This window comes from Mesorhizobium sp. ESP7-2 (assembly GCF_020164715.1).
Classification (GTDB): domain Bacteria; phylum Pseudomonadota; class Alphaproteobacteria; order Rhizobiales; family Rhizobiaceae; genus Mesorhizobium.
This window is the reverse complement of record NZ_JAIUGQ010000013.1, coordinates 102,985-129,322: the sequence shown is the minus strand read 5'-3', so window position 1 is coordinate 129,322 and position 26,338 is coordinate 102,985. Positions and strand designations below refer to the sequence as shown.

General features: G+C 63.3%; 24 protein-coding genes and 1 tRNA gene. 14 read left to right on the top strand and 11 right to left on the bottom strand.

The window, feature by feature from the left end; genetic code table 11:
• The first annotated feature begins 20 nt into the window (after window positions 1-20).
• The 3 genes from LB543_RS15410 (at window position 21) to LB543_RS15400 (ending at window position 2,447) form a co-directional block, all read left to right on the top strand.
• Complete coding sequence (locus LB543_RS15410) at window positions 21-959, top strand: ABC transporter substrate-binding protein (protein ID WP_224614643.1); 939 nt, start codon at window positions 21-23, stop codon at window positions 957-959.
• 104 nt (window positions 960-1,063) lie between these two features.
• Entirely contained in the window at window positions 1,064-1,957 is an 894-nt protein-coding gene (locus tag LB543_RS15405; RefSeq protein ID WP_140754403.1) for a sugar phosphate isomerase/epimerase family protein, read from the top strand.
• 136 nt (window positions 1,958-2,093) lie between these two features.
• Window positions 2,094-2,447, top strand: a complete 354-nt coding sequence (locus tag LB543_RS15400; protein ID WP_140754401.1) for a cupin domain-containing protein — start codon at window positions 2,094-2,096, stop codon at window positions 2,445-2,447.
• Between the two features lie 284 nt (window positions 2,448-2,731).
• Here the strand turns inward: LB543_RS15400 and LB543_RS15395 are convergent.
• Together LB543_RS15395 and LB543_RS15390 are read right to left on the bottom strand one after the other, a co-directional pair.
• Window positions 2,732-2,808: transfer RNA gene (locus tag LB543_RS15395), tRNA-Arg, on the bottom strand.
• Window positions 2,809-2,893: 85 nt separating this feature from the next.
• The gene (locus LB543_RS15390; protein ID WP_224614642.1) at window positions 2,894-4,057 is read right to left on the bottom strand and encodes a M20 aminoacylase family protein; all 1,164 of its coding nucleotides are present in this window, start codon (window positions 4,055-4,057) and stop codon (window positions 2,894-2,896) included.
• A 254-nt stretch (window positions 4,058-4,311) separates the two neighbouring features.
• On the opposite strand from LB543_RS15390, the gene LB543_RS15385 reads away from it, so the two are divergent.
• Both LB543_RS15385 and LB543_RS15380 read left to right on the top strand, forming a co-directional pair.
• Window positions 4,312-5,478 (top strand): D-alanyl-D-alanine carboxypeptidase family protein, encoded by a 1,167-nt coding sequence (locus tag LB543_RS15385; RefSeq protein WP_224614641.1) that lies wholly within the window; start codon window positions 4,312-4,314, stop codon window positions 5,476-5,478.
• A 4-nt stretch (window positions 5,479-5,482) separates the two neighbouring features.
• On the top strand, window positions 5,483-6,604 hold the full coding sequence (locus tag LB543_RS15380) for a CobW family GTP-binding protein (protein ID WP_224614640.1): 1,122 nt from the start codon (window positions 5,483-5,485) through the stop codon (window positions 6,602-6,604).
• Window positions 6,605-6,607: 3 nt separating this feature from the next.
• Here LB543_RS15380 and LB543_RS15375 read toward each other — a convergent pair whose 3' ends face one another.
• From LB543_RS15375 to LB543_RS15355, 5 genes are all read right to left on the bottom strand, one after another.
• Entirely contained in the window at window positions 6,608-6,841 is a 234-nt protein-coding gene (locus LB543_RS15375) for a sulfurtransferase TusA family protein (protein ID WP_140754393.1), read from the bottom strand.
• A 1-nt stretch (window position 6,842) separates the two neighbouring features.
• Complete coding sequence (locus tag LB543_RS15370) at window positions 6,843-8,183, bottom strand: murein L,D-transpeptidase family protein (RefSeq protein WP_140754391.1); 1,341 nt, start codon at window positions 8,181-8,183, stop codon at window positions 6,843-6,845.
• 241 nt (window positions 8,184-8,424) lie between these two features.
• Window positions 8,425-9,375 carry an acetyl-CoA carboxylase carboxyltransferase subunit alpha gene (locus LB543_RS15365; protein WP_140754389.1) on the bottom strand — a complete coding sequence of 317 codons (951 nt, stop codon included), beginning with the start codon at window positions 9,373-9,375 and terminating at the stop codon, window positions 8,425-8,427.
• A 98-nt stretch (window positions 9,376-9,473) separates the two neighbouring features.
• Window positions 9,474-10,391 (bottom strand): site-specific tyrosine recombinase XerD, encoded by a 918-nt coding sequence (locus LB543_RS15360; protein ID WP_224614639.1) that lies wholly within the window; start codon window positions 10,389-10,391, stop codon window positions 9,474-9,476.
• Window positions 10,392-10,426: 35 nt separating this feature from the next.
• Window positions 10,427-10,579, bottom strand: coding sequence for a histidine kinase (locus LB543_RS15355; RefSeq protein WP_140754385.1), 153 nt, complete (start codon window positions 10,577-10,579; stop codon window positions 10,427-10,429).
• A 210-nt stretch (window positions 10,580-10,789) separates the two neighbouring features.
• Between LB543_RS15355 and LB543_RS15350 the strand changes: the two genes are divergently transcribed.
• The 4 genes from LB543_RS15350 (at window position 10,790) to LB543_RS15335 (ending at window position 14,298) form a co-directional block, all read left to right on the top strand.
• Window positions 10,790-11,401 carry a shikimate kinase gene (locus LB543_RS15350; RefSeq protein WP_224614638.1) on the top strand — a complete coding sequence of 204 codons (612 nt, stop codon included), beginning with the start codon at window positions 10,790-10,792 and terminating at the stop codon, window positions 11,399-11,401.
• Window positions 11,398-12,534, top strand: a complete 1,137-nt coding sequence (aroB, locus tag LB543_RS15345) for a 3-dehydroquinate synthase (protein ID WP_224614637.1) — start codon at window positions 11,398-11,400, stop codon at window positions 12,532-12,534. Before LB543_RS15350 ends, aroB begins: the two co-directional genes overlap by 4 nt.
• Window position 12,535: 1 nt before the next feature.
• The gene (locus tag LB543_RS15340; protein ID WP_224614636.1) at window positions 12,536-13,426 is read left to right on the top strand and encodes an HlyC/CorC family transporter; all 891 of its coding nucleotides are present in this window, start codon (window positions 12,536-12,538) and stop codon (window positions 13,424-13,426) included.
• A 68-nt stretch (window positions 13,427-13,494) separates the two neighbouring features.
• Window positions 13,495-14,298: an alpha/beta hydrolase gene (locus tag LB543_RS15335; RefSeq protein WP_224614656.1), complete on the top strand. Its 804-nt coding sequence runs from the start codon at window positions 13,495-13,497 to the stop codon at window positions 14,296-14,298.
• Window positions 14,299-14,372: 74 nt separating this feature from the next.
• Here the strand turns inward: LB543_RS15335 and LB543_RS15330 are convergent, their stop codons facing one another.
• The 3 genes from LB543_RS15330 to LB543_RS15320 are packed head-to-tail and all read right to left on the bottom strand — an operon-like array spanning window position 14,373 to window position 19,209.
• Window positions 14,373-15,917, bottom strand: a complete 1,545-nt coding sequence (locus LB543_RS15330; RefSeq protein WP_224594964.1) for a SpoVR family protein — start codon at window positions 15,915-15,917, stop codon at window positions 14,373-14,375.
• A gap of 9 nt (window positions 15,918-15,926) precedes the next feature.
• Window positions 15,927-17,240: a YeaH/YhbH family protein gene (locus LB543_RS15325; RefSeq protein WP_140809513.1), complete on the bottom strand. Its 1,314-nt coding sequence runs from the start codon at window positions 17,238-17,240 to the stop codon at window positions 15,927-15,929.
• Window positions 17,241-17,259: 19 nt separating this feature from the next.
• Window positions 17,260-19,209 (bottom strand): PrkA family serine protein kinase, encoded by a 1,950-nt coding sequence (locus tag LB543_RS15320; protein WP_140754373.1) that lies wholly within the window; start codon window positions 19,207-19,209, stop codon window positions 17,260-17,262.
• Window positions 19,210-19,527: 318 nt separating this feature from the next.
• On the opposite strand from LB543_RS15320, the gene LB543_RS15315 reads away from it, so the two are divergent.
• Complete coding sequence (locus tag LB543_RS15315) at window positions 19,528-21,081, top strand: acetolactate synthase large subunit (RefSeq protein WP_224614635.1); 1,554 nt, start codon at window positions 19,528-19,530, stop codon at window positions 21,079-21,081.
• A gap of 31 nt (window positions 21,082-21,112) precedes the next feature.
• On the opposite strand, the gene LB543_RS15310 is transcribed toward LB543_RS15315, so the two are convergent.
• Window positions 21,113-21,415, bottom strand: coding sequence for a BolA family protein (locus tag LB543_RS15310; RefSeq protein ID WP_140809510.1), 303 nt, complete (start codon window positions 21,413-21,415; stop codon window positions 21,113-21,115).
• A gap of 176 nt (window positions 21,416-21,591) precedes the next feature.
• Between LB543_RS15310 and LB543_RS15305 the strand changes: the two genes are divergently transcribed.
• The 4 genes from LB543_RS15305 to LB543_RS15290 all read left to right on the top strand — a co-directional run bounded on the left by LB543_RS15305 (window position 21,592) and on the right by LB543_RS15290 (window position 26,257).
• A complete protein-coding gene (locus LB543_RS15305; protein ID WP_140754367.1) occupies window positions 21,592-22,221 on the top strand; it encodes a J domain-containing protein in 630 nt (209 codons plus the stop codon).
• A gap of 123 nt (window positions 22,222-22,344) precedes the next feature.
• Window positions 22,345-23,331 (top strand): cobaltochelatase subunit CobS, encoded by a 987-nt coding sequence (gene cobS, locus LB543_RS15300; protein ID WP_140754365.1) that lies wholly within the window; start codon window positions 22,345-22,347, stop codon window positions 23,329-23,331.
• A gap of 11 nt (window positions 23,332-23,342) precedes the next feature.
• A complete protein-coding gene (gene cobT, locus LB543_RS15295; protein WP_224614634.1) occupies window positions 23,343-25,241 on the top strand; it encodes a cobaltochelatase subunit CobT in 1,899 nt (632 codons plus the stop codon).
• Complete coding sequence (locus LB543_RS15290; protein WP_140754361.1) at window positions 25,238-26,257, top strand: esterase-like activity of phytase family protein; 1,020 nt, start codon at window positions 25,238-25,240, stop codon at window positions 26,255-26,257. Before cobT ends, LB543_RS15290 begins: the two co-directional genes overlap by 4 nt.
• Window positions 26,258-26,338 lie beyond the last annotated feature (81 nt).

Here is a 26,338-nt window from a genome sequence, read left to right as displayed (position 1 = left end):
ATCAGGAGGAAGTAAGCGTAATGAAGACCATCGCCAAACTGCTCTGCGGCGCCGCCCTCGCGGCCGTCGTCATCGCGCCGGCATCGGCCAAGGACCTCAATAAGGTCGGCATCTCGGTCGGCCTGCTCGGCAACCCCTTCTTCGTCGCCACCATCAAGGGCATCGAGGATGCGGCAAGGAAGATAAATCCGAAGGTCGAGGTGACATCGGTATCGGCCGATTATGACCTCAACAAGCAGGTCTCGCAGGTCGACTCCTTCATCGCCGCCGGCGTCGACGTGATCATGCTCAACGCGGTCGATGCAAAGGCGATCGCTCCGGCGGTGAAGAAGGCGCAGGCCGCCGGCATCATCGTCGCGGCCTTCGACGTTTCGGCGCCGGGCGCCGACGTCACGGTGATGACCAACAACGTCAAGGCCGGCGAGGAAGCCTGCCAGTATCTGGTCGACCACACCGGGGGCAAGGGCGACTACGTTATCCTCAACGGACCGGCGTCGTCGTCGATCCTGGAGCGGGTGAAGGGCTGCAAGAACGTGCTTGCCCAGCATCCCGACATCAAGATCCTGTCCGACGACCAGAACGCCGAAGCCTCCCGCGACGGTGGCCTGAAAGTGTTCCAGTCGCTGCTTACCCGTTTCGACAAGATCGACGCGGTGTTCGCCATCAACGATCCGACGGCGATTGGCGCCGAACTCGCCGCCAAGCAGCTCAACCGTTCCGAGTTCGTCTTCACAGCGGTCGATGGCGCGCCCGATATCGAGAAGGAACTGGCGTCCGGCAAATCGATGATCAAGGCCTCGGCCTCGCAGGATCCTTACGTGATGGCCGGCCAGTCGCTGACCATGGCGGCCGACCTGCTGGCCGGCAAGAAGCCTCAGGAGGCCACGGTGCTGCTCGACCCGAAGCTGATCACTGCCGAGAACCTGAAGGATTACAAGGGCTGGACCGCGGCCCGCTAAGCCTCCCAAGGCTGGTGGGGCCGGGGCGGTCCCCCCCCCCCGGGGGGGCCGGCGGGGCCTCCCCCGGCCGCACCTCTCTTCCACCTCAATACCCGGGGACGATCATGTCGCGCATCGGAATCCATTCTTTCGTCTGGTCGGCAAGCTCGGCGCAGGACGAGCTCGAACGTACGCTGGCCAATACCAAGGAGGCCGGTTTCGACCTGATCGAATTCTCCTATCTCGACCCCGCCAATGTCGATATCGGCAGGCTTGCCAAACGCATCGCCAGTCTTGATCTCGGGGTTGCGATCAGCATCGGATTGCCTGGAGAGGGCGACATTTCGAGCGCCGACAAGACGATCGCCGCGCGCGGCGTCGAGATCCTCAACGACACCATCGCGCTGACGCGCGACCTTGGCGGCCGCAAGGTCGCCGGCATTCTTTCGACCAGCCATGGCCTGGAGGTCGAGGCGCCGACACGCGATCAATGGAACCGCAGCGCGGCAACGCTGGCCAAGGTCGCCGAGACGGCCAAGGCCGCCGGCGTCACGCTCAACCTCGAAATCGTCAACCGCTTCGAGAGCAACCTGCTCAACACCGCCGCGCAGGGCCTGGCGTTCATCGAGGACACCGGGTCGGACAACATCTTCCTGCATCTCGACACCTTCCACATGAACATCGAGGAGGCCGATGTCGGGCTCGCCATCCGCCACGCGGCGGCCAAGATCGGCTATGTCCATATCGGCGAGAGCCATCGCGGCTTCCTCGGCACCGGCAATATCGACTTCGCAGCGATATTCGATGCGCTGACCGCAATCGGCTATGCCGACGATCTCAGCTTCGAATCTTTCTCCTCGGAGATCGTCGACGAGAACCTGTCGAAGAAGACCGCCATTTGGCGCAATCTATGGACCGACAACATGGCGCTCGCCAGGCACGCGCGCGCCTTCATCGGTCTCGGGCTGGAGACGGCGCAGCGCAAGGCGGAGCTGGTCTCGGCGCGACATAAGCCGTAGCAACTCCAGGTCGGCGCGGGCAGTGGACGGGTCCTGTCCGGATGCGCGGCCGCGCCTGTTTCGCATGGCATGGCATTGCTCCCGTCATGTGCATCGGCTATCCGACCTCGAACATATCAAGCGAACGGAGCCCGGCATGACGAACAGAACCATCCTCAAATTCGGTCCCGTCGAGCACGCGGAAGCCGGCGATCTGCCCGGCTGGATCGTGGTCGAGGGCCAACCGACCATGCAGACCGCCGTCCAGCACACGACCGCGGACGGCAAGGTGATATCGGGCACCTGGCGCGCGTCGCCTGGCACCTATCACGCGACCTACACCGACTATGAGTTCGTGCACATGACCGCCGGCCGCATCATCATCACGCCCGACGGCGGCACGCCGGTCGAAGTCGGCCCCGGAGACGCCTTCGTGGTGGAAGCCGATTTCAAGGGCACCTGGAAGATCATCGAGCCGGTGACCAAGCATTTTGTCGTCCGGGTCGGCTGAGCCGGCCTGGTCGCACTTGAAGCATGAAAAATCCCGCCATGGTTCGCCATGGCGGGTGACCACGGCCAGCTTCGCGCACATTGCGGCACAGCTGCCCGCCCCACTGCTGCGATCAACCTGCTCGTCATCGAACGGTTTGTTCTCCGCATGCATCTCCGCACCTGACGGCTCTGCCGCTTCAGGTTGTGGAACATTCAGCTGGAGCCGGCCTTCTTACCTCGCATTGTCTTTCAGGGATGCAATGCAATCGCGCAAGCCTCGGTAGGCCTCGTCAAGGATTGGCATGGTGATCCCGACAGGAATCGAACCTGTGACCTACAGATTAGGAATCTGCCGCTCTATCCTACTGAGCTACGGGACCACGCGGCCCGACACATAGCCGCTTCGGACCGTTTCGCCAAGAGGCTGGCCGAACGCAATTCGTCCCGGCCTTTACATGACCGGCATCAGGCGGCCAGCGCCGTCTCCGCCAGTTTCACCCAGTAGCTCATGCCGTGCGGGATGGCTTCGTCGTTGAAGTCATAGGCCGGGTTGTGGAGACCGGCGGTCTCGCCATTGCCGATGAAGATGAACGCGCCGGGCCGGGCTTCCAGCATATAGGAGAAATCCTCGCCGCCCATCACCGGCTGGATCGCGCGGTGCACCTGGGCATCGCCCGCCACGTCGGCGGCGACATCGCTGGCGAAGACCGTCTCATCCGCATGATTGAACGTCACCGGGTAGTTCGCGTCGTAATCGACTTCGATCGTCGCGCCATAGGCGGTGGCCAGCCCCGCGCAGATCGCGCGGATCCGCTCTTCCGATTTCTTGGCCACTTCCTTCTTCAGCGTGCGCACGGTGCCGGCGATCTCGGCCGATTCAGGGATGATGTTGTAGGCGTCGCCCGCGTGGAACTTGGTCACCGACACCACCACGGCCTCGACCGGGTCGGTGCTGCGCGAGGCGATCGTCTGCAAGGCGCCGACCAACTGGCTGGCGATGACGATCGGGTCGATCGTGCCGTGCGGCATCGCCGCATGGCCGCCCTTGCCTTTCACGGTGATGGTGAATTCGGCCGTCGCCGCCATGATCGGGCCCGGACGGATGGCGAACTGGCCGACCGGCAGGCCCGGCATGTTGTGCATGCCGAACACTTTCGCGATAGCGAAGCGCTCCATCATGCCGTCCTTGACCATCTCGTTGCCGCCGCCGCCACCTTCTTCCGCCGGCTGGAAGATCACCGCCACGGAGCCGGCGAAATTGCGCGTCTCGGCGAGATATTTCGCCGCACCGAGCAGCATCGCGGTGTGGCCATCATGGCCGCAGGCATGCATCTTGCCCGGAACGGTCGACGCGTAGGGCTTGCCCGTGATCTCCTTGAGCGGCAGTGCATCCATGTCGGCGCGCAACCCGATTGTGGGGCCTTCTCCCTGACGGCCGCGGATGATGCCGACGACGCCCGTCTTGCCGAGGCCAGTCACCACGTCGTCGCAGCCAAACTCCTTCAGCTTTTCGGTGACGAAGGCCGCCGTCTTGAAGACATCGAAGTTCAGTTCTGGCGTCTGGTGCAGATGCTGTCGCCAGCCGGCGACTTCGTCCTGCATTTCGGCGGCGCGGTTCAGGATTGGCATGATGTTTCCATTTCGTTGTTGGTGCAGCCGGCTTCAGCCCGGTGTTTTGCAATTATGCCCGGTGCTTTGCAATTGTGCCCAGTGCTTGCAAATGTGATTGTCAGGCGCTTTGCCATGTTGGCGTCACATAGGGTAAATAGCACCGCAATAATGCGGTCCGGTTTTTGAGGGTCGGATCCTTATGCTGGCGGTCACGTAACGAAATCTTACGGAGCCAGGGGCAATCAGGGCAAGAGGCGATTTCGGATTCGATCATGCGGCACAGGCATTTCCTCAAACTATTCCCGGCTGGCGCAATCATGCTGTCGGCCCTGGCTGGGCCGGCGCTGGCCAATCCGGTGGTGGTCTTCGACCTCAAGAGCGGCCAGATCCTGCAGCATCAGGATGCGTTCAAGCGCTGGTACCCGGCCTCGCTCAGCAAGCTGATGACCGCCTATGTGACCTTCCGCGCGATCGCGGCCGGGGAAGTCCAGCTCGATTCGCCGATCAAGGTGACCAAACACTCCGCCGGCGAACCGCCGAGCAAGATGGGCTTCAAGCCGGGCTCGGTGATGCGGCTCGACAATGCGCTGAAGATGATGCTGGTCAAATCGGCCAACGACATCGCCATGGCGGTCGGCGAGAATGTCGGCGGTTCGCAGGCAGCCTTCGCCGAAAGGATGAATGCCGAGGCGGCCCGGCTCGGCATGAACGGCACCCATTTCGTCAACCCGAACGGCCTTTACTCGCCCGACCAGTACACGACGGCGCGCGACCTCTCGATCCTGGTGATGGCGATCCGTCGCGAATTCCCGCAATATGCGCCGTGGTTCTCGATCGAGGGGCTCGCGGTCGGCAAGAAGGCCATTCCGAACTACAATCTCTTGATTGGCCGCTATCCCGGCGCCGACGGCATGAAGACCGGCTTTGTCTGCCCGTCCGGCTTCAACATGATCGGTTCGGCGACGCGCAACGGGCGCACGCTGGTGGCGGTCGTGCTCGGCGAGAAGTCGGCGGTCAGCCGTGCCGAAGCGGCGGCGAAACTGCTCGATGAGGGCTTTGGCGCGCCTGCCGCCGGGTCGACCACCATCGCCACGCTCGCCCCCTACGGTGATCTTGTCTCGCCCAACGACATGCATGACGAGGTTTGCAAAAAGAAGACGAAGGCGGAGCAGTCCGAGGCGCCGCCGGCCACCGCCGGCAAGGACGTGCCGAAATCACCCTATCAGGAGAAGCTCGACCATGTGCCGACGCTGGTTGCCGTCGGCCTCGGCGGCGCCACTGGTCCGGCGCCGAAAGCGATCCTCGACGAGGGCGGCCAGGAATATGCCGACGTGCCGATCCCGACCTGGCGGCCTGACAAGCCTGTACCGGCCGGCACCGGCCCGAAAGTCGCGGGTGCCGCCGCGCAAGGCGACCAGCCGGCCAAGGTTGCGAATTAACCCGATGGGTGGTTTCCCGATTCCCGTCTCGGTGCTGACCGGCTTCCTCGGGGCCGGCAAGACGACATTGCTCAACCGGCTCCTGAAGGATCCGGCGCTGGCCGACACTGCGGTCATCATCAACGAGTATGGCGAGGTGGCGATCGACCATCTGTTGGTCGAGCAGGCTTCCGACGGCATCATCCAGCTTTCCGACGGCTGCCTGTGTTGCACGGTGCGCGGCGAACTTGTCGACACGCTGGCCGACCTGGTCGACCGGCTGCAGACTGGCCGTATCGCCCGGCTTGCCCGCGTCGTCGTCGAGACCACGGGACTGGCCGACCCGGCGCCGGTGCTGCAGTCGATCATGGCCCATCCGGCGCTGGTCCAGGCATTTCGGCTCGACGGCGTCATCACCCTGGTCGATGCGGTCAACGGTGGTGCGACGCTCGATGCGCATGTCGAGGCGGTCAAGCAGGTCGCGGTGGCCGACCGCATCGTGCTCTCCAAGGCCGACTTGGTCACCGATCGCGGCGACCTCGAAGCGCTGCGGGCGCGCTTGCGGCAGATCAATCCCGGGGCTCAGCTGCTCGATGTCGTGGAGACGAAAACCGGGGTGGCGGCACTGTTCGACTGCGGCCTCTACAATCCGGCGACCAAGTCCGCCGACGTGCGGCGCTGGCTCGGCGAAGAGGCGGCGAATGACCACGACCATCATGACCATGAGGGGCACGGGCATGACCACGGGGGGCACGAGCATGGCCATGTCCATCGCCACGATCAGCGCGTAAAAACCCATTCGTTGGTGCATGACGGGCCGGTGCCGTTTTCAGCCATCGAGATGTTCCTCGATCTCCTGCGCTCGACCCATGGCGAGCACCTGCTGCGGATGAAGGGCGTCATCGAACTACAGGAGGACCCGTCGCGGCCGCTGGTCGTGCATGGCGTGCAGAAGATCCTGCATCCGCCGGCGCGATTGCCATCCTGGCCGGACAGCCAGCGCGGCACGCGTCTGGTACTGATTACGCTCGACATGCCGGAAGACTATGTACGCCGGCTGTTCGCCGCCTTCACCAACCGGCCGTCGGTCGACACGCCTGACCGCGCGGCGCTGGAAAACAATCCGCTGGCGATCGCTGGGCGTTAAATTCTACGACTGCTGTTCGCCGCGTTCGACCAGAAAGCGATGGCCACCGGACATCGCCGCCGTCTCGATCAATTGGTGACCGCTGTCGGCGCAGAACGCCGGAATGTCGATGACGGCCAGCGGATCGGTCGTCTCCAGCCAGAGCCTGCTGCCGGGCTGCATCCCGGCCAGGCGCTTTTTCGCCTTCAGCACGGGCAAGGGGCAGTTCAGCCCTTTCAGGTCATAGACGGCGGCCAACTCAGCCGCCGAACATGCCGAGCAGCTTGTTCTTCAGCTTCGTCACCCGGCTCTCGTCGGCACTCGCGGCCTGTGTCTCGGCCACGGGTGCCGCCTCGGCGGGGGCGGCGATGGTCGCGGTGGCGACAGGAGCTTCCTTGGCGGCCTTGGCCGCAATCTTGGCGGTCTTGGCCGCTTCCTTTTCGGCCAGCGCTTGGGCCTTGGCGGCTTGCTTTTCTGCCAGTGCCTGTGCCTTGGCCTGCTTGGCGGCCTCGATCGCCGCCAGCCTCTGCTCCTCGGCCTTCTGCTTGGCGGCCTTTTCGGCGTCGAGTGCGGCCATCTTGCGGCCGGCTGGCGAATCGATGCGGCCCATGCGCGCCGTCTCGGTCACCGAACCGTCGGTGTTGAGCGACGGCGGATCGATCGGCACGCGCTCGCCACGAGCCCGGCGCTTGGACCAGTCGGAGACGATGCTGGCTTCCTTGATGCCGGCAATCGTCGGCTTGGGTGGCGGCACGCTGGCCTTGAGCGCACTGTTGAAGGCCGCGTCATAGGTGCTTTGATAGGCGTTGTAGGCGCTCTTCAGCGAATCCGGCTGGGTGGTCGCCGGGCAAGGGCCGGTCGGATTGAAAGTCTGCCCATCGGCGGCCACCTGATTGAAGACGTAGCGCTTCTCGCAGACATCGACCTTCGGCGGCACCTTGGTGACCTCGAAATTGTCGTAGCCGACCTTGAGCATCTTCCAGAATTCGTAATTCGGGTCGTTGCGGTAGCGCGCCATATTGGCGGCGGTCATGCGGAACGGAAAAGCCTGGATCTGGAACTCGGTCTGGCCGCCCTGGAAGGCGTCACGGCCGAAGGCGTAGATCTGCTCGATCTGTGCGTCGGTCATCGAATAGCAGCCCGATGACGAGCAGGCGCCATGGACCATCAGATTCTGGCCGGTGCGGCCGTTGGCACGATCATAGGCGTTGGGAAAGCCGATGTTGAACGACAAATGGTAGTTCGAGCGCGGATTCATCTGCGACGGGCGCACCGTGTAAAAACCTTCCGGCGCCTGGCGGTCGCCCTCGGTGTATTTCGGCCCGAGCTTGCCCGACCATTTGCAGATGTCATAGCTCGCCACCATGTCGTAGCGGCCGTTGGTCTTGGCCTTCCAGATCTCGAGCTTGCCTTCTTCCTTGAAGATGCGCGCCATCACCGAGGAGGTGCGGACCATGCCCTTGGCCCTCATGTCGGCGAGGATCTTGTCCGGCAGCGGCTTGTTGGCTTCCGGGGCAAAGTCCTTCATCGACGAATCATTGCAGCCCGCGACGGCTATCGAGGCGGCAAGGACTCCAGTACGGGCAAGCTTGGCAAACATGGATAAGTCTATGTCTTTTCCCGGGCCAATGGCTTCGAAACGGCCAAACCCCGCATGCTGAACACTGACGGAACGTAAGCCCGTTAACCTTGACAATTCCTTACCGCAAGGCGCGGCCGATCCATCACGGTGATTTCATTGAACCGAATGGGGCGGCATTTTTGTGGCGAAATTGCTCATCGCCGCCACATTGCTGCGGGCGGAGCGCTCCCGGCAACGTTGTTCCGCCGCCCAAGAGGCGTCAGAGGCTGCGGCCCATCGCCAGATATTTCTCGCGGCGCTGTTCGCGGAAATCGGTGTTGGCGCCGGCAAACTCCCTCATCGTCTTGGCGATGAGGTCGCCGGTCGCGGCAATCACCGTTTCGGGCGCGCGCTGGGCACCGCCCATCGGCTCGGGGATGATGGCGTCGATGATCTTTAGTTCCAGCAGATCCTGGGCGGTGATCTTCATGTTGGTCGCCGCGTCCTTGGAGCGCGTCGTGTCGCGCCACAGGATGGAGGCGGCGCCTTCAGGCGAAATCACCGAATAGATAGCGTGTTCGAGCATGTAGACGCGGTTGGCGGTGGCGATCGCGATGGCGCCGCCCGAACCGCCTTCGCCGATGACCACCGAGATCGACGGCACTTTCAGCCCAAGGCAAGCCGAGGTCGAGCGGGCGATGGCTTCGGCTTGGCCGCGCTCCTCGGCGCCGACGCCGGGATAGGCGCCGGCCGTGTCGACCAGCGTCAGCAGCGGGATCTTGAAACGATCGGCAAGCTCCATCAGCCGCACCGCCTTGCGATAGCCTTCGGGGCGCACGGAGCCGAAATTGTGCTTGAGGCGGCTCGCCGTGTCCGAGCCCTTTTCCTGGCCGAGAATTGCGATGGGTTCGCCGCGGAAACGGGCAAAACCGCCGACGATCGCCTGGTCCTCGCCGAAGTTGCGGTCGCCGGCGAGCGGCGTGAAGTCGCTGAACAGGCCTTTGATGTAGTCGACGCAGTGCGGCCGGTCGGAGTGGCGCGCCACCTGCACCTTCTGCCACGGCGTCAGCGCCTTGTAGAGTTCGCGCAGCGCATCGCGCGAGCGCTTCTCGAGCCTGGTGATCTCATCGGCGACATCGACCGCCTCGCCGTTCTCGGCAAGCTTCTTGAGCTCGAGGATCTTGAGCTCAAGATCCTGCACCGGCTTTTCGAAATCGAGGTAATTGTACATGCTTGGGCGGACCGATGCGTCGGAAGGCAATGACTGCGGAACCGTTGAAACCAAGGCTCCGGGCGGTGAAATGTCGTTCTCACATAGCGATATGAGGCCTAGTCGGCAAGCGGATGATGATCGTTGACCAGCCGCACTAGCCGCTCCTCCAGCACATGGGTGTAAATCTGCGTCGTCGATATGTCGGCATGGCCGAGCAGCTGCTGCACGGCCCTGAGATCGGCGCCGTTCTGCAGGAGATGGCTGGCGAAGGCATGGCGCAGCACGTGCGGTGAGATCTTGGCCGAGGCGATGCCGGCGCGCGCCGCCAGGCCTTTCAGATCGCGAGCAAAGACCTGGCGCGAGAGATAGCCGCTGTCGGATGTCGCCGGGAACAGGAATGGGCTGTCGGCGAAGGCAGGTAGCTTGGCCCGAGCGTCAAGCCAGCTCCGCATCGCCGCGCGCGCCTTGGCCGACAGCGGCACCATGCGTTCCTTGTCGCCCTTGCCGCGCACCATGAAGAAACGGTCGTCGCGTTGCGCCACCGTCACCGGCAGACCGACCAGTTCGGAAACGCGCAGACCCGTTGCGTAGAGCACTTCGACCAGCGCATGCAGGCGCAACGCCGCCAGCCTGTCGGCGTGGCCGAGCCCGGCATCGCCGGCTTCGTGCGCGGCGCGGTCGATCAGCCGGCCGGTTTCGGCCTCGCTCATCGTCTTGGGCAGCGGGCGGCCCTTTTTCGGGCTGTCCAGCGTGCCGGTGGGGTCGTCGCTGCGCAGGCCTTCGGCATAGAGGAACTTGAAGAACTGGCGGATCGCCGACAGTTTGCGCGCTTGCGAGGTCGGCGCGAAGCCGCGCGCGGCGATGTCGTCGAGATAGGCCCTGATATCGGCGGCACCTGCGCGGGCAAGTCCGCCATCGATCCCGTCGGAAGCATCCTCCAGATCGCGGCGATAGGAGGAAAGCGTGTTCTCGGCCGCTCCCCGCTCGGCGCTCATCATTTCCAGGAAGGCCTCGATGCGGGCGGCGCTGTTCATTTCCTTGAGACGGTTCCGAGTCAGTTTCTGGGATTTCAGTTTTTCTTGGGATTGAGCTTTTCCGGCGGAATACGCACGCTCATTTCCGCTCTTTTCGGCTCGACGAACATCACCAGAGCAAACATCGTACCATAGGCAATGCCGGCCAGAATCGCTGCTATCACGACAAAGCGAAACAGTGTCGGCATTAATTCTCGCCCGTCTTTTTGTTCTGCGTTTCCAAACCCTGTGCCCTTATGGGACGCCAATCCGGCCAATTCAAGGAAGAAGCGGGTCCCTGTTAGCAACTTCTGATGCAGGCGTCGCTCCGTCCATATCGGCCCAAGGCACTCGGCACGCTTGACGCAAACCGGCTTTTCATGTCGATACGCCGGCAAAGAGGGCCCAAGAAACAGCTGATGAACGCGCTACAGGCAAATCCTCCAGGCGAGTCCCATGCCGCGCTGCTTGGCCGGCTGGGCGGCCGGTCCATTGTCTTTGTCGGGCTGATGGGCGCCGGCAAGACCGCGATCGGCCGCAAGGTGTCGACGATGCTTTCGCTGCCCTTCATCGACAGCGACCAGGAGATCGAGAGCGTGTCGCGGATGACCGTTCCCGAGCTGTTCGAGCGCTATGGCGAGACCGAGTTCCGGGCCCTGGAACAGCGTGTCATCCTGCGCGTGCTTGAAAACGGCCCGCAGGTTCTGTCGACCGGAGGCGGTGCCTTCATGAACGCGCAGACGCGCGAGGCCATCGCCGCGCACGGCGTGTCGGTGTGGCTGAAGGCCGAGCTCGACCTTCTGATGGACCGCGTTTCCAAGAAGCAGAACCGGCCGCTTTTGAAAAGCGCCGATCCTCGCGCGGTGCTGGAGCGGCTTATAGGGGAACGCTATCCGGTCTATGCCACCGCTGACATCACCGTGCCGACCCGCGACGATCGCAAGGAGGTCATCGCGGCCGAGGTGGTCGAGGCGCTGTGCCGGCATTTCGGCATCGATGCGATAGCCGCGACCGGCGAGGTCGATTCATGAGTGCGGACCAGCCAGTCACGGTGGAAGTCGGTCTCGGCGACAGGGCCTACGACATATTAATCGGCTCCGGCCTGCTGTCGCGCGCCGGCGCCGAGATTTCGCGCCGGCTGCCGGGCACACGTGCCGCCGTCGTGACCGACGAGAACGTCGCCGCCGCGCATCTCGATGCGCTGAAGGCCGGGCTCGAGAAGGGTGGCATCCAGCCGGCCGTCATCACGATGCCGCCCGGCGAGAAGACCAAGAGCTTTGCCCATCTCGAGGCGGTGGTCGATGGCGTCCTGGCGGCCAGGCTGGAGCGCGGCGACGTCGTCATCGCGCTTGGCGGCGGCGTCATCGGCGATCTCACCGGCTTTGCCGCCGGCATCGTGCGGCGGGGCATGAATTTCGTGCAGGTTCCGACCTCGCTGCTGGCGCAGGTCGATTCCTCGGTCGGCGGCAAGACCGGCATCAACAGCCCGCGCGGCAAGAACCTCGTCGGCGTCTTCCTCCAGCCGAGGCTGGTGCTGGCCGATACCGAAGTGCTCGACACGCTGCCGATCCGCGAATTCCGCGCCGGCTATGCCGAGCTTGCCAAATACGGGCTGATCGACCGGCCGCAATTCTTCGCCTGGCTGGAAGCGAACTGGGAAAAGGTGTTCGCCGGCGGACCGGAGCGGGTCGAGGCCATTGCCGAGGCCTGCCGCGCCAAGGCCGATGTCGTTGCCCGCGACGAGTTCGAGACCGGTGACCGCGCCTTGCTCAATCTCGGGCACACATTCGGCCATGCGCTGGAAGCCGCCACGCAGTATGACGGCGCTCGCCTCGTCCATGGCGAGGGGGTCGCCATCGGTATGGCGCTGGCGCACCGGTTCTCGTCGCGGCTCAATCTCGCCAGCCCCGACGACGCGGCCCGCGTCGAGGCACATCTGCGTGCCGTCGGCCTGCCGTGGCGGATGGCCGATATCCCGGGTGACTTGCCCGATGCCGAGGCCCTGCTTTCATTCATCACGCAGGACAAGAAGGTGTCGCGCGGCGCGCTGACCTTCATTCTGACACGCGGCATCGGCCAAGCCTTCATCGCCAAGGACGTACCGGCCTCGGAAGTGCTGTCGTTCCTCGGGGAAAACCATCCAGCCAGCCGGAAAGCCGGCTGAGATGGACAATGGCTGGATCGTCGTCGCCGTCCTTGCCATCCTCGTCCTGCTGGTCGTTGCCGTGCGCACACGCCTGCTTGCCATGTTCGGCTATGAGCTGTCGCGCATCGAGCCGCAGCGCTCGAGCCAGGACGAATTGCGCGGCGCGGTCGACGATTTTCGCCGCGACGGACAGGTTGTGCGCGTGGATCGCGACCGTATCGGCGGACTGTTCGACCTCGAAGAGCTCGAAGTTTCCGACGTCATGGTCCACCGCACCAACATGCGCTCGGTCAATGCCGACAATGCGCCGGAGGCGGTGGTGCGCGAGATCCTGCAGAGCCCGCACACCCGCATGCCGCTCTGGAAAGGCTCGCTCGACAACATCGTCGGCGTGCTGCACGCCAAGGATCTGCTGCGTGCACTGAACGAAGTCGGCAACGATTTTTCGCAAATCGACGTGATGAAGATCGCGTCAAAACCCTGGTTCGTGCCCGACACCACGACCTTGCAGGAACAGCTCAACGCCTTCCTGCGCCGCAAGGCTCATTTCGCCGTCGTCGTCGACGAATATGGCGAGGTCGAGGGGCTGGTGACGCTGGAGGACATCATCGAGGAGATCGTCGGCGAGATCGCCGACGAGCATGATGTCGACATCCAGGGCGTCAAGCAGGAGGCCGACGGCTCCGTCGTCGTCGAAGGGACGGTGCCGATCCGCGACCTCAACCGGGCGCTCGACTGGAACCTGCCGGACGAGGAGGCGACCACCATCGCCGGCCTCGTCATCCACGAGGCGCAATCGATCCCCGAGGAGAAGCAGGCCTTTACGTTCCACGGCAAGCGTTTCGTCGTCATGAAACGCGACAAGAACCGGATTGCCAGGGTCAGGATCAGGCCAGCCGGCGACAGTTAGACTAGAGCCGCCGCCTTGCCGATCCTTCACTGGAATTCCCGCCCGCCGGGATGCATTCTTTGCCGATGATGATTATCGATCGGCGAACCTTGCTCCTGGCTTCGATGTCCACCTTGTTGCCTGCTGGGGCATTGGCGGCGCGAGACAAGCCATCGCCCGAAACCTTCGACTATGGACCGGCCAAGCTCGACATCTATGCGCCCGGTGGCGCGAGAAACCTGCCGGTTGTCTTCTTCGTCCATGGCGGCGCGTGGCGGTTCGGCAGACGTAGCCAGGTCAACGCCAAACCGGCCTTCCTGCTTGCCAACGGCTTCTGCTTCGCCTCCATCGACTACCGCATGCTGCCACAGGCTGATGTCGCCACCCAGGCGGGCGATGTCGAGAAGGCCTATGCCTATATCAGGGCCAATATCGCCCAACATGGCGGCGATCCCAGCCGTATCGTCGGCATGGGCCATTCGGCCGGCTGCCACCTGATTGCCCTGACCGGCATGCGCGGCGGACTGCCCGGCGTCGCCGGCCTGCTTCTCGATGATACCCGGGCCTATGATCTCGCCGCACTTTCCAGGAATGGGGGCATGGTTCGGGCCTATGCGCGGGCCTTTTCCGATCCTTCGCAATGGGCGGCACTTTCGCCGGCGAGCTATGTGGACGGCCGCAAGCATCCGCCAACCTTCATTGCCTATTCTCGCGCCGAGGGTCGCGGCGAACAGTCCACGGCCTTTGCCGAGCTCCTGCGCGCCAGCGGCACTGGGGTGACGCTGTTCGACGGCAGTGCTTATACGCACATGTCGATCAACCGCGATTTCGGTGAGGATGGCGACGCGCTGACCATCGCGGCGCTGGCGTTCCTGAAATCGACGGTCGGCTGAGCGCACCGGCGCGTCCGCGGAGCGTGTTCTACTCGTTCCGCCCGACAGCGTCCGATGAAAGCCGAGGCCGAAACTCAACAGTCACTGCTGGAGCGTTCGTTGAGCGTCGCACCGGTTTCGGCGTCGACCGCGGCCAGGCTGACCTCATAACCCCAGAGGCTTCGGATATGGCGCAGGGTCGCGTCGCGGCTGCCACCGTCGAGCAGTACGCCCTCCTTCACCTTGTGCTGCAGCCGCAAATGCCGGTCACCGAGCAGGTCGACATCCACAACCTGGATATCCGGCCGGCTCGCCCCGACATCGTAGCTGTGGGCCAGCGCGGCACGTATTTTTTGGTAGCCGCGCTCATTGTGGATCGAGGCGACCTCGTAATGCGCGTCGTCGGCCTGGTCGGCCAGGACAAACATCCGCCACTTCCGTATCAGGGCCGGGCTGAGGTGCTGGCGGACGAAGGATTCGTCGCGGTGATTGGCCCATGCGTCCAGGAGCACGTCGCGCCAGTCACCGCGACCCGCAATGTCGGGAAACCAGTCGCGGTCCTCCGCCGTCGGCTCGGTCGAAATGCGCTGGATGTCCTGCATCATGTCGAGGCCGAGCGCGTACGGATTGATACCGGAGAACCGGGGGTCGTCGAAGGCCGGCTGGAAGATCACATTGGAATGGTTGCGCAGGACCTCGAGCATGGCGCCCTCGCTGATCTGGCCGCGGTCGAACAATGCGTTCATGAGAGTGTAGTGCACGAAGGTGGCGCAGCCTTCATTCATCACCTGCGTTTGCCGCTGCGGATAGAAATACTGTGCAACGACACGCACGATGCGGATGATCTCGCGTTGCCAGGGCTCCAGGACAAGGCTGTTCTTCTCGAGGAAATAGAGCAGGTTTTCCTCAGGCAGGTTGAGCGATTTCTTCCGCTCCGCCAGGCCTTCGTCCTTCTTCTCGGTCTTGCTGGTGTCCTGTGAAGGAGGCAGCGTGCGCCACAAGTCGTTGTAGGAGCGCTCTTCATATTCCAGGCGCTCGCGCAACCCTTCACGCTGCCGCTCGGACGACAGCTTTGGCGGCCTGTGATATCGGAACACGCCTTGCTCCATCAGCGCGTGAGCGCTGTCGAGAATGCTTTCCACGGCTGACAATCCGTGCCGCTCCTCGCATCGGGCAATGTAACCCTTGGCGAACTCCAGGTAGCTTAGAATCCCCCCGGCGTCGGTCCACTGCTGGAAAAGATGATTGTTCTTGAAGAAATGATTGTGTCCGAGCGCTGCATGCGCCGTCACCAGGGCCTGCAAGGCCATGGTGTTTTCCTCCATCAGGTAGACGATGCAGGGATTGGAATTGATGACCAGTTCATAGGCCAACCCCCGTCCGCCCTTGCGGTAGAGAAAGTCCTGATACAGGAAATGCTTGCCGAATGACCAGTGACGATACATCAGCGGCATGCCGACCGATGAGTAAGCGTCGAGCATCTGCTGCGAAGATATGATCTCCATCTGCACCGGATAGGTGTCCAGCTTGAGCTCCTCGACGGCGATTGCCGCGATCGCCTCATAAGCCTGCGACAATTTCTGGAAATCCCAGTCGGATCCGGAAAAGAGCAAACCCGGTTTGCTGGCTGTCCTGGCCATGGTTTCCCCTCAGGCGCTCTTGCGGAGCGCGGGCTGTTTGGCGAAGAGCCGACGAAAGACGGGATAGATATCGGCGGCCGTGGCTATGCGGCTCATCTGGAAGTTCGGCCAGTTCGATTCGATGGCGCTGTAGGCCCGCCAGAGCGATGTCCCGTTTTCGGTCGCGCCGAAGATGTGGCTCTCGCGTTCGTCGATGATCTCGACATAGGCGAAATACTGGCACAGGCGCATGAGCTTGCCGTTCAGCAGGGCGATGCAGCGCTCGGAATCGGTGGCGAAATTGTCGCCGTCCGAAGCCTGCGCGGCGTAGATGTTCCACTCGCTAGCGGGATAACGCTGCTTGATCACGCGATGCATTTCCTCGAGTGCGGTAGAAACGACGGTGCCGCCGCTTTGCGTGCAGTAGAAGAAGGTTTCCTCATCCACCTCCTGCGCTTCGTGCGTATGGCGGATGAAGACGATTTCGGTGCGCTCATAACGTCGCTTCAGGAACAGGTGCAGTAGCACGAAGAAGCGCTTGGCCAGGTCCTTCTCCCGCTCCCCCATCGAGCCCGACACGTCCATCAAGCAGAACATGACCGCTTTCGCGTTCGGCACCGGGGTCGGGTCGAAGCGGTTGAACCGGATGTCGACCGGGTCGACGAAGGCAATCCGCCGGCGCCGGCGCTCCAGCCGCTCGATCTCCTCTTTGAGGGCCGCGACGCGCTCGCGCGTCTGAGCATCGGGCCGTGCGGCCTCCAGCGAGGCGAGGTCCTGCATGATCGCGTCGACCGCCGCTTGCTTGGGGCGCCTGAGCGCAATGCGGCGGCCGTGGCTGTTGCGCATCGTGCGGCCGACATTGATGTTGGTCGGCGAACCAGTGGCGGCGAAACCCGCCCGGCGCGGCTTGAAAGCAAGGATCTCCTTGAGATTGAGCTTCACCATGTCGGGCAGTTCGAGATCCTCGAAGAAAAGATCGAGCACCTCCTCGCGCGACAGGACGAAACGAAAGTCGTCCTCGGATGCGGTGTTTCCCGGTGACGAACCGCCCATGCCTCCGCCCTGGCCGGGTTTGGGGATCAGATCACCCTGGGCGAATTGCCGGTTGCCCGGCAGGATGTGCCGGCGCCGGCCGGTGTCCCTCGCGTCGTTGAAAGTCGGCTCGCCGGTGCCTCTCTCGGGCATCGGCACGGCATGCTCCGCGTCTACGTCGGCGATCCGTCCACTGCGGATCTGGTCGCGAATGCTGCGCTTGAGTTCCTCGCGGGCACGCCTGAGGAAGCGCTGGCGGTTGCCAAGGCTTTTGTCCTTCGGATTCAGGCGGCGGTCGATAAAGATCGGCATGCAACCATTCGGGCTGCTCTCAGCCCGCCTTGTTCACCCGCATGTACCAATCGACCAGCCGGCGCACCTGCCGTTCCGTATAGCCGCGCTCCACCATCCGCTGGACGAATTCGGTGTGCCGCTTTTCGGTGACGCTATCCTGCTTGGAGCCGAAGCTGATCACCGGAAGGAGGTCCTCGACCTGGCCGAACATGCGTTTTTCGATCACCTCGCGCAGCTTCTCGTAGCTCGTCCATGACGGATTGCGGCCGTGGTTGCGCGCCCGGGCCCGCAGCGTGAACTTCACCACCTCGTTGCGAAAATCCTTCGGATTGGCGATGCCTGCCGGCTTTTCGACCTGCGACAATTCGTTATCCAGCACCTCGCGGTTGAGGATCTGGCCGGTGTCGGGGTCCTTGTAGTCCTGGTCCTCGATCCAGGCATCGGCATAGGCGATGTAGCGGTCGAACAGGTTCTGGCCATATTCGCTATAGGATTCCAGATAGGCCTTCTGGATTTCGTGGCCGATGAACTCGGCGTAACGGGCGGCCAGTTCCGACTTGATAAACTCGAGATAGGCGGCTTCCATCTCCTTCGGAAACTGCTCCCGCTTGATCGCCTCTTCCAGTATGTACATCAGATGCACAGGATCGGCGGCCACTTCCGCGGTGTCATAGTTGAACGTCTGTGACAGGATCTTGAAGGCAAAGCGCGTGCTGACGCCGGTCATGCCTTCGTCGACGCCGGCGGCGTCGCGATATTCCTGGACTGACTTCGCCCTCGGGTCGATCTCCTTCAAGTTCTCGCCGTCATAGGCGCGCATCTTGGTGTGCAGCGGCGAATTGTCGTGCTCGGCAAGGCGGGTCGAGACGCTGAACCGGCTGAGGATATCCAACACCTCGGGCGCGCAGGGGCTGGCGGCCAATTCACTCTCGCGCAGCAGCTTTTCGTAGATCTGCCTCTCTTCGGTGATACGCAGGCAATACGGCACCTTGACCACGAGGATGCGATCGAGAAACGCCTCATTGTTCTTGTTGTTCTTGAACTGTTGCCACTCGGATTCATTGGAATGGGCAACGATGATGCCCTGATAGGGAAAGGCGCCGAAATTCTCGGTGCCGTTGTAACTGCCTTCCTGGGTCGCCGTCAGCAATGGATGCAGCACCTTTATGGGCGCCTTGAACATCTCGACGAATTCGAGCAGACCCTGCGTCGTCCGGTTCAGTCCGCCGCTGTAGGAATAGGCGTCGGGGTCGGACTGGCTGAAATTTTCCAATTGCCTGATGTCGACCTTGCCAACCAGGGCCGAGACATCCTGATTGTTCTCATCGCCAGGCTCGGTCTTGGCTATGCCGATCTGGCGCAGCCGCGACGGCATCAGTTTGACGACGCTGAATTTGGAGATGTCGCCGGACAATTCGTCGAGGCGCTTGGCCGCCCATGGCGAGATAAGCCCGTTGAGGCGGCGCCGGGCTATCCCGTATTTGTCCTCCAGGAGATCGCCCATGCGATCGGGATGGAACAGGCCAAGCGGCGATTCGAAAACCGGGCTGATCTGGTTGCCGACCTTGAGCGTGTAGATCGGGCGCTCCTCCATCAATTTTTTCAACCGTTCGGCCAAGGAAGATTTGCCGCCGCCGACCGGACCCAAGAGGTAGAGGATCTGCTTGCGTTCCTCGAGGCCCTGAGAGGCATATCGGAAATATCCGGCGATGCGCTCGATCGTATCCTCCATCCCGTAAAACTCGGAGAAGGAGGGATATATCTTGACGGTCCGGTTCGAGAAAATGCGGCCGAGCCGCTCGTCCTTGCTGGTGTCGACTAGGTTAGGCTCGCCGATCGCCTCGACCATTCGTTCCGGCGCCGAGGCATACATCGATTTGTCCTCGCGGCAGGCAAGCAGATATTGCTGGAGGCTTATTTCCTCTTGGGCGGCGTTTGCATAAATTTCCGAAAAGAGGTGGAAGACGTCGGATTGGTTCTCTCGCATGATCGTTGCCTTCAGAGCCATTCTGGCGGGGCCCACGTATCAACTGCGGGATGGCATTATTTGTTCCGTCGGCGCGCATGCATCTGGCATCAAAATCCTGGCATCGCTCCGGCCCGAATGGCTGCCCTATCCTGATTGAACGCTCGCAGCGTCCGCGGAGACTCTTGCGATCTGGAGATCGACCGCGACCTCGGCAGGGATGGGACGCGCTGACAGCCACCGCGCTCCGTGGCTGGATCATGCCAAAAGCGGCGGCGGGATATTGCCGTGCGGACGTCCGCGGGTGCAACTGCCCTTCGTGAATGGGAGAAATTTTGCATGAATGGCGCCGATGTCCTGTGCGACGTGCTGCTGGCCAATGATGTGACAGTGTGCTTCGCCAATCCCGGCACATCCGAAATGCATTTCGTTGCCGCGCTCGACCGCAAGCCCGAGATGCGCTGTGTGCTTGGCCTGTTCGAGGGCGTGGTGACGGGTGCGGCCGACGGCTATGCGCGCATGACCGACCGTCCCGCGGCGACGCTGCTGCATACCGGGCCGGGGCTGGCCAACGGTCTTGCCAACATGCACAACGCCCGACGCGCCAGGAGCCCGATGATCAACATCGTCGGCGACCACGCCTCATACCATCTGCCGCTCGACGCGCCCCTGACCAGCGATATCGAGGGCCTCGCGGCGCCGATGTCCAACTGGGTTCGACGCATCGAAGGGCCCGCCGATGTCCAGCCGGCCACGGAGGCGGCTTTTCGCGCCTCGCTGACACCGCCTGGTGTCACGACGCTGATCCTCCCGGCCGATGCCGCCTGGGGCGAGGCCGACGCGGTTTCGCCCGCCAAGGTGCAACTCGCGCCACCGCCGGCCGTCGACACGGGGGCCGTGCGAACGATCGCCGCGACGATCCGCGCGGCTCCGGGCCGTGTTGGCATGATTGTTCGTGGGCGGGCGGCACGGGCCGATGCTCTCGAGATCGCGGGTCAGATTTCAGCAGCCTGCGATGTCAGGCTGTTCAGTGAGGTCCTGATCGCACGGATGCAGCGCGGGCGTGGGCGTGTCGCGCCGACGCGCATCCCCTATCCGGTCGACGCGGCGACGGCGATGCTCGGGGATCTCGATGTCCTTGTATTGGTCGGCGGAAAGGAGCCGGTCGCCTTCTTCGCCTATCCGGGAAAGCCCGGGCGGCTTGTCCGCGATGATTGCATGGTGCTGATGCTGGCCGCCCACGGGCAGGACCTTCATGGGGCACTGGAAGCACTTCGTGACGAACTGGGCGTCAAGCCGTCACAGCAGACAGTGGTTGCCAGCGCCTTTCCTGACGAGGCAACGCCGAACGGCCGGCTGACGGAAGACGCAATTGCACTGTCCGTCGCGAGAAAGCTGCCGGCCGACGCGATCGTCTGCGACGAGGCCGTCACCTCGGCGCGGCGTTTCTTCGCGCTGTCGGCCTTTGCCGCACCGCACGACTACATGATGGGCACGGGCGGGTCGATCGGCGGCGGCATCCCGCTGGCGACGGGCGCCGCGATTGCCTGTCCCGGCCGCAAGGTGATCAATCTCGAGGCCGATGGCAGCGGCATGTACACGGTGCAGGGCCTGTGGACGCAGGCGCGGGAACATCTCGACGTGGTGACGATCGTCTTTTCCAACCGCACCTATGCGATCCTGCATGGCGAGATGCGTAATGTCGGCGTGAACGCGATCGGCGAGAATGCCAGGCGCATGCTCGATCTCGACCATCCCGCGCTGGACTGGGTCTCGCTGGCCAAAGGGATGGGCGTGGAGGCGGCGCGTGCGGATACCTGCGAACGTTTCGACGCGCTGCTGGACAATGCTTTGTCGCGGCGCGGGCCGTTCCTGATCGAAGCCGTGATTTGACCGCGGCCGCCAAGCGGCGACGGAAACGGCCTTACCAGCGCGTCTGTTCGCCGGGCGCCGCAGGCTCGATCGCCAGCGCGTGCACGCCCGCCTTCAACTCGTCGGCCAGCAGCTCGTTGACGGCGCGGTGACGGTCGATGCGGCTCATGCCGGCGAAATTCGGCGAGACGATGCGGACACGGAAATGCGTCTCGCCGGTGCCGTCGAACTCGGCGTGGTGGCCGGATTCCACGTGATGATGGCCGGCGTGGAGATGGCTTTCGTTGAGGATGACCAGCCGCTCGGGCGCAAATGCCTTGTTGAGCTTGTCTTCCATGGTCGCCTGTATGGACATCGTCTTCTCCCTTCACCACATATGGTTGGCGCCGCCCGTGAAAACCAAAAATCGGTTTCACAAGGCCGCTGGCGCAACAAAATCAGTCATTCGCCCGCTTTAAGCCGCGATTCAGCGGTTAGGGCGATGATCGCGAAAATGTCAATTCTTGTTTCGCATCTGCGAACGCCCCATAAATGGGTGAGATGAAGCCGTATCCCAAATATTTCGAGAAGATTCGCGTCCGCCCCGACAAGGACGCGGAGGTGAAGTCGCACGCGCCGATCTGCCAGTGGGATGGCTGCAAGGAGGCGGGCACGCATCGCGCGCCGGTCGGGCGCATGAAGGAGGGCGAGTATTTCCGCTTCTGCTTCGACCATGTGCGCGAGTACAACAAGGGCTTCAACTACTTCTCCGGCGTGCCGGACACCGAGGTCGCGCGCTTCCAGAAGGAAGCGATGACCGGCCACCGGCCGACCTGGAAGATGGGCGCCAACGGCGCCTCGACGCGATCGTCGCCCGATATGGCGCAGATGCGCTCCGGCCGCGCCGGCTACTACAACCGCATGCGTGACCCGTTCGACCTGTTCAAGGGGCCGAAGGATCCGCGCGAGGCGCGCGAGCGCAAGGCCAAGCCGCTTGAGGCCAAGGCGCTGGAAACGCTTGGCCTTGATACAAAGGCGACTGGCAAGGACATCAAGGCGCGCTATAAGGAACTGGTGAAGCGTCACCATCCGGATGCGAATGGCGGCGACAGAGGTTCGGAAGACCGGTTCCGTGATGTGCTTCAGGCCTATCGCGTGCTCAAACAGGCAGGCCTGTGCTGAGCGACCCTACGGTTTGTGTCGTTTTCCAACTTTCATAAGGTTGGAAAACGCTCTAAGACCGCCCCCGAACAAAATGGATTGCCGGCGAAACGCGACGTTTCGCCCGTGGAGACGTTGAGAGATATGAACAAGGTCGATCGCGACATCGCCAATCTGCCCGACACGACGGTGTCGGTGAAGGAGAAATTCGGCTTCGAGTCCAAGATGGTGGTGCCGGCCTATTCGGTGACATCAGAGCATGTGCCCGACATCGATCCCGACTATCTGTTCGACAAGGCGACGACCTTGGCGATCCTCGCCGGCTTCGCCTACAACCGCCGCGTCATGGTGTCGGGCTATCACGGCACCGGCAAGTCGACGCATATCGAACAGGTCGCCGCCCGCCTCAACTGGCCCTGCGTGCGCGTCAATCTCGACAGCCATGTCAGCCGTATCGACCTCGTCGGCAAGGACGCGATCGTGGTCAAGGACGGCTTGCAGATCACCGAATTCCGCGACGGCATCCTGCCCTGGGCCTACCAGCACAATGTCGCGCTGTGCTTCGACGAGTACGATGCCGGCCGTCCGGACGTGATGTTCGTCATCCAGCGCGTGCTGGAATCGTCGGGCCGGTTGACGCTGCTCGACCAGAGCCGGGTCATCCGCCCGCATCCGGCGTTCCGCCTGTTCTCGACCGCCAACACGGTCGGGCTGGGTGACACGACCGGGCTTTATCACGGCACCCAGCAGATCAACCAGGCGCAGATGGACCGGTGGTCGATCGTCACCACGCTGAACTATCTGCCGCACGACAATGAAGTGAACATCGTGCTCGCCAAGGCCAAGCACTATCGCGACACCAAGGGCAAGGACATCGTCAACAAGATGGTGCGCGTCGCCGACATGACGCGCTCGGCCTTCATCAATGGCGACCTCTCGACCGTGATGAGCCCGCGTACCGTCATCACCTGGGCCGAGAACGCCGAGATCTTCGGCGATATCGGCATGGCGTTCCGGCTGACCTTCCTCAACAAGTGCGACGAGCTCGAGCGTTCGGTGGTCGCCGAGTTCTACCAGCGCGCCTTCGGCCAGGATCTGCCGGAGAGCGCGGCCAACGTGGTGCTGGGCTAAGCAGAGCCTCGATGGCGGGTCCGGGCGACAATACGCGCAACAAGTCGAAGACGGGGTCTGAAGCCGACAGCTTCAAGCGCGCCGTCACCGTCTGCATGCGCGCCATCGCCGGCGACAAGGAGATGGAAGTCGGCTTCGCCAAGGACAGGCCGGCGCTGGCGGGCAGCCGCGCGCGCCTGCCCGAGCTGCCCAAGAAGGCGTCGAAGAGCGACATCGCGATCACCCGCGGGCTCGGCGATTCCATGGCACTGAAGCGCGCCTGCCACGATGTCCGCATCCACAGCAAGCTGGCGCCCGAAGGCAAGGCTGCCCGCGCCATCTACGATGCGGTCGAGCAGGCCCGCGTCGAGGCGATCGGCAGCCGCGCCATGCAGGGCGTCGCCGACAATATCGGCTCGATGCTGGAGGACAAATACGCCAAGGCCAACCTCGTCGACGTCAAGGACAAGGCCGACGCGCCGATCGAGGAGGCGCTCGCGCTGATGGTGCGCGAAAAGCTGACCGGCCGGCCGGTGCCGAAGAGCGGCGAGCGGCTGGTCGAACTCTGGCGGCCGTGGGTCGAGGAGAAGGCCAAGGCCGACCTCGACGGCCTGTCGGAGAAGCTCGAGGACCAACAAGCCTTCGCCCGCGTTGTGCGCGAGATGCTCGCCTCCATGGAAATGGCCGAGGAACTCGGCGACGACCAGGAGACCGAAGACTCCGAGGACAATGACGACAACCAGCCGCAAGGCGAGGAACAGAGCGAGGAGGGCGGCGAAGACGATTCCGGCTCCGAGCAGTCGCAGTCCGAGGACGCCGAGGCATCGGCGGACGACGAGCAATCGGCGGAGACCGAAGCCTCCGACGCGACGGCCGACGATCTGTCGGATGACGACGATGCCGATGCCGAGACCGCCGGCGAGGCGCGCCGCAACGACAATCCCTTCACCAATCTGCCGAAGGAAATCGACTACAAGGTCTACACGTCAGCTTTCGACGAGACGGTCGGCGCCGAGGAACTCTGCGAAGAGGAAGAGCTCGACCGGCTGCGCGCCTTCCTCGACAAGCAGCTCGCCAATCTGTCCGGCGTCGTCGGGCGGCTCGCCAACCGGCTGCAGAGGCGGCTGATGGCGCAGCAGAACCGGTCCTGGGATTTCGACCTGGAAGAGGGCTATCTCGATCCGGCGCGGCTGGTGCGCGTGGTGATCGATCCGATGCAGCCGCTGTCGTTCAAGCAGGAGCGCGACACCAAATTCCGCGACACGGTGGTGACGCTGGTGCTCGACAATTCCGGCTCGATGCGCGGACGGCCGATCACGGTCGCCGCCACCTGCGCCGACATCCTGGCGCGCACGCTGGAGCGCTGCGGCGTCTCGGTCGAGATCCTCGGCTTCACCACGCGGGCGTGGAAGGGCGGACAGGCGCGCGAGAAGTGGCTGAAGGACGGCAAGCCGCCGAACCCGGGCCGGCTGAACGATCTGCGCCACATCATCTACAAGTCGGCCGACCACCCGTGGCGGCGGGCGCGGCGCAATCTCGGCCTGATGATGCGCGAAGGCCTGCTCAAGGAAAACATCGATGGCGAGGCGCTGCTGTGGGCGCACAACCGGCTGATCGCCCGGCCCGAACAGCGCAAGATCCTGATGATGATCTCGGACGGCGCGCCTGTCGACGATTCGACGCTGTCGGTCAATCCGGGCAATTATCTCGAACGCCATCTGCGCGCCGTCATCGAACTGATCGAGACGCGTTCGCCGGTCGAGTTGCTGGCCATCGGTATCGGCCATGACGTGACCCGCTATTACAGACGGGCCGTCACCATCGTCGACGCCGAGGAACTGGCCGGCGCCATGACCGAGCAACTGGCTTCGCTGTTTGCCGAGGAAAGCGCGAAGGATACGCGCCGCGGCGGCATGCGGCGCGCCGGATGATCTTTTCGCGAGGCGGGTTTCGGCACGCGCTTTTCGCCGCCATCGCCTTGCTTGCCGGCATGGCTTCGGCGTCAGCCGGCCCGGCTGCAGTTGAGCCTGTCGCAGTCTCGGCCCGCCCGATCACCGAATTCCATATCGACCGTACCGACGAGCAGTTTGGCCAGCTCGAATTCGTGGGCGGGCTGGAAATGACTTCGCCATCACGCGATTTCGGCGCGCTGTCGGCCTTTCGATTTCTGAAAGCCGGCAGCGATTTCATCGGTGTGGCCGATACCGGTTACTGGTTCTTCGGTTCGGTGGCCCGAGACGCCGACAGGCGACCCGTCGGCATCCAGAATTTTCGCATGCAGCAAATGGTGGACCAGAGCGGCCAGCCGATCGACGAAAAATGGGAAGTCGACGCCGAGGGCCTCGCGGTCAAGGACGGCATCGCCACTGTCGGTTTCGAGCGCAACCACCGCGTCGTCCAGTTCAAGATCGACCCGGACAACATGAAAGCGCCGTTCAGGCAGCTGGATTTCCTGGTGCCGGCGCGGGAACTGCGGCAGAACCGCGGCTTCGAGACAGTCACCCATTCAAATGCCAACGGCCAGCATCGAGGCGGCTTGGTCGTGGTCTCGGAGAAGAGCCTCGACAAATCAGGCAACATCTACGCCGCGATCATCGACGGGCCGCGCAAGGGCGTCTTCACCGTCAGGCGCAACGACGATTTCGACATTACCGATGGCGCCTTTCTGCCCGATGGCGATCTTTTGCTGCTGGAGCGCAGTTTCACCATGGCGGGCGGCCTCAGGATGCGGCTGCGGCGCATCCATGGTGAAAGCGTCGAGAAGGGCGCCGTTGCCGACGGGCCGGTGCTGTTGCAAGCCGACATGGGCTACCAGATCGACAATATGGAAGGCCTCGACGTCTGGACCCGCGATGACGGCGCGCTGATGGTGTCGCTGATCTCCGACGACAACCACTCGATCCTGCAGCGCAATCTCTACCTGGAATTCATACTGCACCAGGATTGAGCGGCAGCTCCTGCGCGATGTGCATTGGCAATCTTGTCCATTGCGTCGGCCATTCCCAGCGTTGTCCCTGACAAGCCACTG

What these genes read in the sequence shown, in the direction of transcription:
- LB543_RS15290 (WP_140754361.1), top strand. Translation starts at nt 25,238, where the DNA reads ATGATCTTTTCGCGAGGCGGGTTTCGGCACGCGCTTTTCGCCGCCATC.
- LB543_RS15310 (WP_140809510.1), bottom strand. Translation starts at nt 21,415, where the DNA reads ATGTCCATACAGGCGACCATGGAAGACAAGCTCAACAAGGCATTTGCG.
- LB543_RS15405 (WP_140754403.1), top strand. Translation starts at nt 1,064, where the DNA reads ATGTCGCGCATCGGAATCCATTCTTTCGTCTGGTCGGCAAGCTCGGCG.
- LB543_RS15325 (WP_140809513.1), bottom strand. Translation starts at nt 17,240, where the DNA reads ATGCCGATCTTTATCGACCGCCGCCTGAATCCGAAGGACAAAAGCCTT.
- LB543_RS15305 (WP_140754367.1), top strand. Translation starts at nt 21,592, where the DNA reads ATGGGTGAGATGAAGCCGTATCCCAAATATTTCGAGAAGATTCGCGTC.
- cobS (WP_140754365.1), top strand. Translation starts at nt 22,345, where the DNA reads ATGAACAAGGTCGATCGCGACATCGCCAATCTGCCCGACACGACGGTG.
- LB543_RS15350 (WP_224614638.1), top strand. Translation starts at nt 10,790, where the DNA reads ATGAACGCGCTACAGGCAAATCCTCCAGGCGAGTCCCATGCCGCGCTG.
- cobT (WP_224614634.1), top strand. Translation starts at nt 23,343, where the DNA reads ATGGCGGGTCCGGGCGACAATACGCGCAACAAGTCGAAGACGGGGTCT.
- LB543_RS15335 (WP_224614656.1), top strand. Translation starts at nt 13,495, where the DNA reads ATGATTATCGATCGGCGAACCTTGCTCCTGGCTTCGATGTCCACCTTG.
- LB543_RS15340 (WP_224614636.1), top strand. Translation starts at nt 12,536, where the DNA reads ATGGACAATGGCTGGATCGTCGTCGCCGTCCTTGCCATCCTCGTCCTG.
- LB543_RS15315 (WP_224614635.1), top strand. Translation starts at nt 19,528, where the DNA reads ATGAATGGCGCCGATGTCCTGTGCGACGTGCTGCTGGCCAATGATGTG.
- LB543_RS15330 (WP_224594964.1), bottom strand. Translation starts at nt 15,917, where the DNA reads ATGGCCAGGACAGCCAGCAAACCGGGTTTGCTCTTTTCCGGATCCGAC.
- LB543_RS15320 (WP_140754373.1), bottom strand. Translation starts at nt 19,209, where the DNA reads ATGCGAGAGAACCAATCCGACGTCTTCCACCTCTTTTCGGAAATTTAT.
- LB543_RS15365 (WP_140754389.1), bottom strand. Translation starts at nt 9,375, where the DNA reads ATGTACAATTACCTCGATTTCGAAAAGCCGGTGCAGGATCTTGAGCTC.
- LB543_RS15360 (WP_224614639.1), bottom strand. Translation starts at nt 10,391, where the DNA reads ATGAACAGCGCCGCCCGCATCGAGGCCTTCCTGGAAATGATGAGCGCC.
- LB543_RS15400 (WP_140754401.1), top strand. Translation starts at nt 2,094, where the DNA reads ATGACGAACAGAACCATCCTCAAATTCGGTCCCGTCGAGCACGCGGAA.
- LB543_RS15410 (WP_224614643.1), top strand. Translation starts at nt 21, where the DNA reads ATGAAGACCATCGCCAAACTGCTCTGCGGCGCCGCCCTCGCGGCCGTC.
- LB543_RS15390 (WP_224614642.1), bottom strand. Translation starts at nt 4,057, where the DNA reads ATGCCAATCCTGAACCGCGCCGCCGAAATGCAGGACGAAGTCGCCGGC.
- LB543_RS15385 (WP_224614641.1), top strand. Translation starts at nt 4,312, where the DNA reads ATGCGGCACAGGCATTTCCTCAAACTATTCCCGGCTGGCGCAATCATG.
- aroB (WP_224614637.1), top strand. Translation starts at nt 11,398, where the DNA reads ATGAGTGCGGACCAGCCAGTCACGGTGGAAGTCGGTCTCGGCGACAGG.
- LB543_RS15370 (WP_140754391.1), bottom strand. Translation starts at nt 8,183, where the DNA reads ATGTTTGCCAAGCTTGCCCGTACTGGAGTCCTTGCCGCCTCGATAGCC.
- LB543_RS15355 (WP_140754385.1), bottom strand. Translation starts at nt 10,579, where the DNA reads ATGCCGACACTGTTTCGCTTTGTCGTGATAGCAGCGATTCTGGCCGGC.
- LB543_RS15380 (WP_224614640.1), top strand. Translation starts at nt 5,483, where the DNA reads ATGGGTGGTTTCCCGATTCCCGTCTCGGTGCTGACCGGCTTCCTCGGG.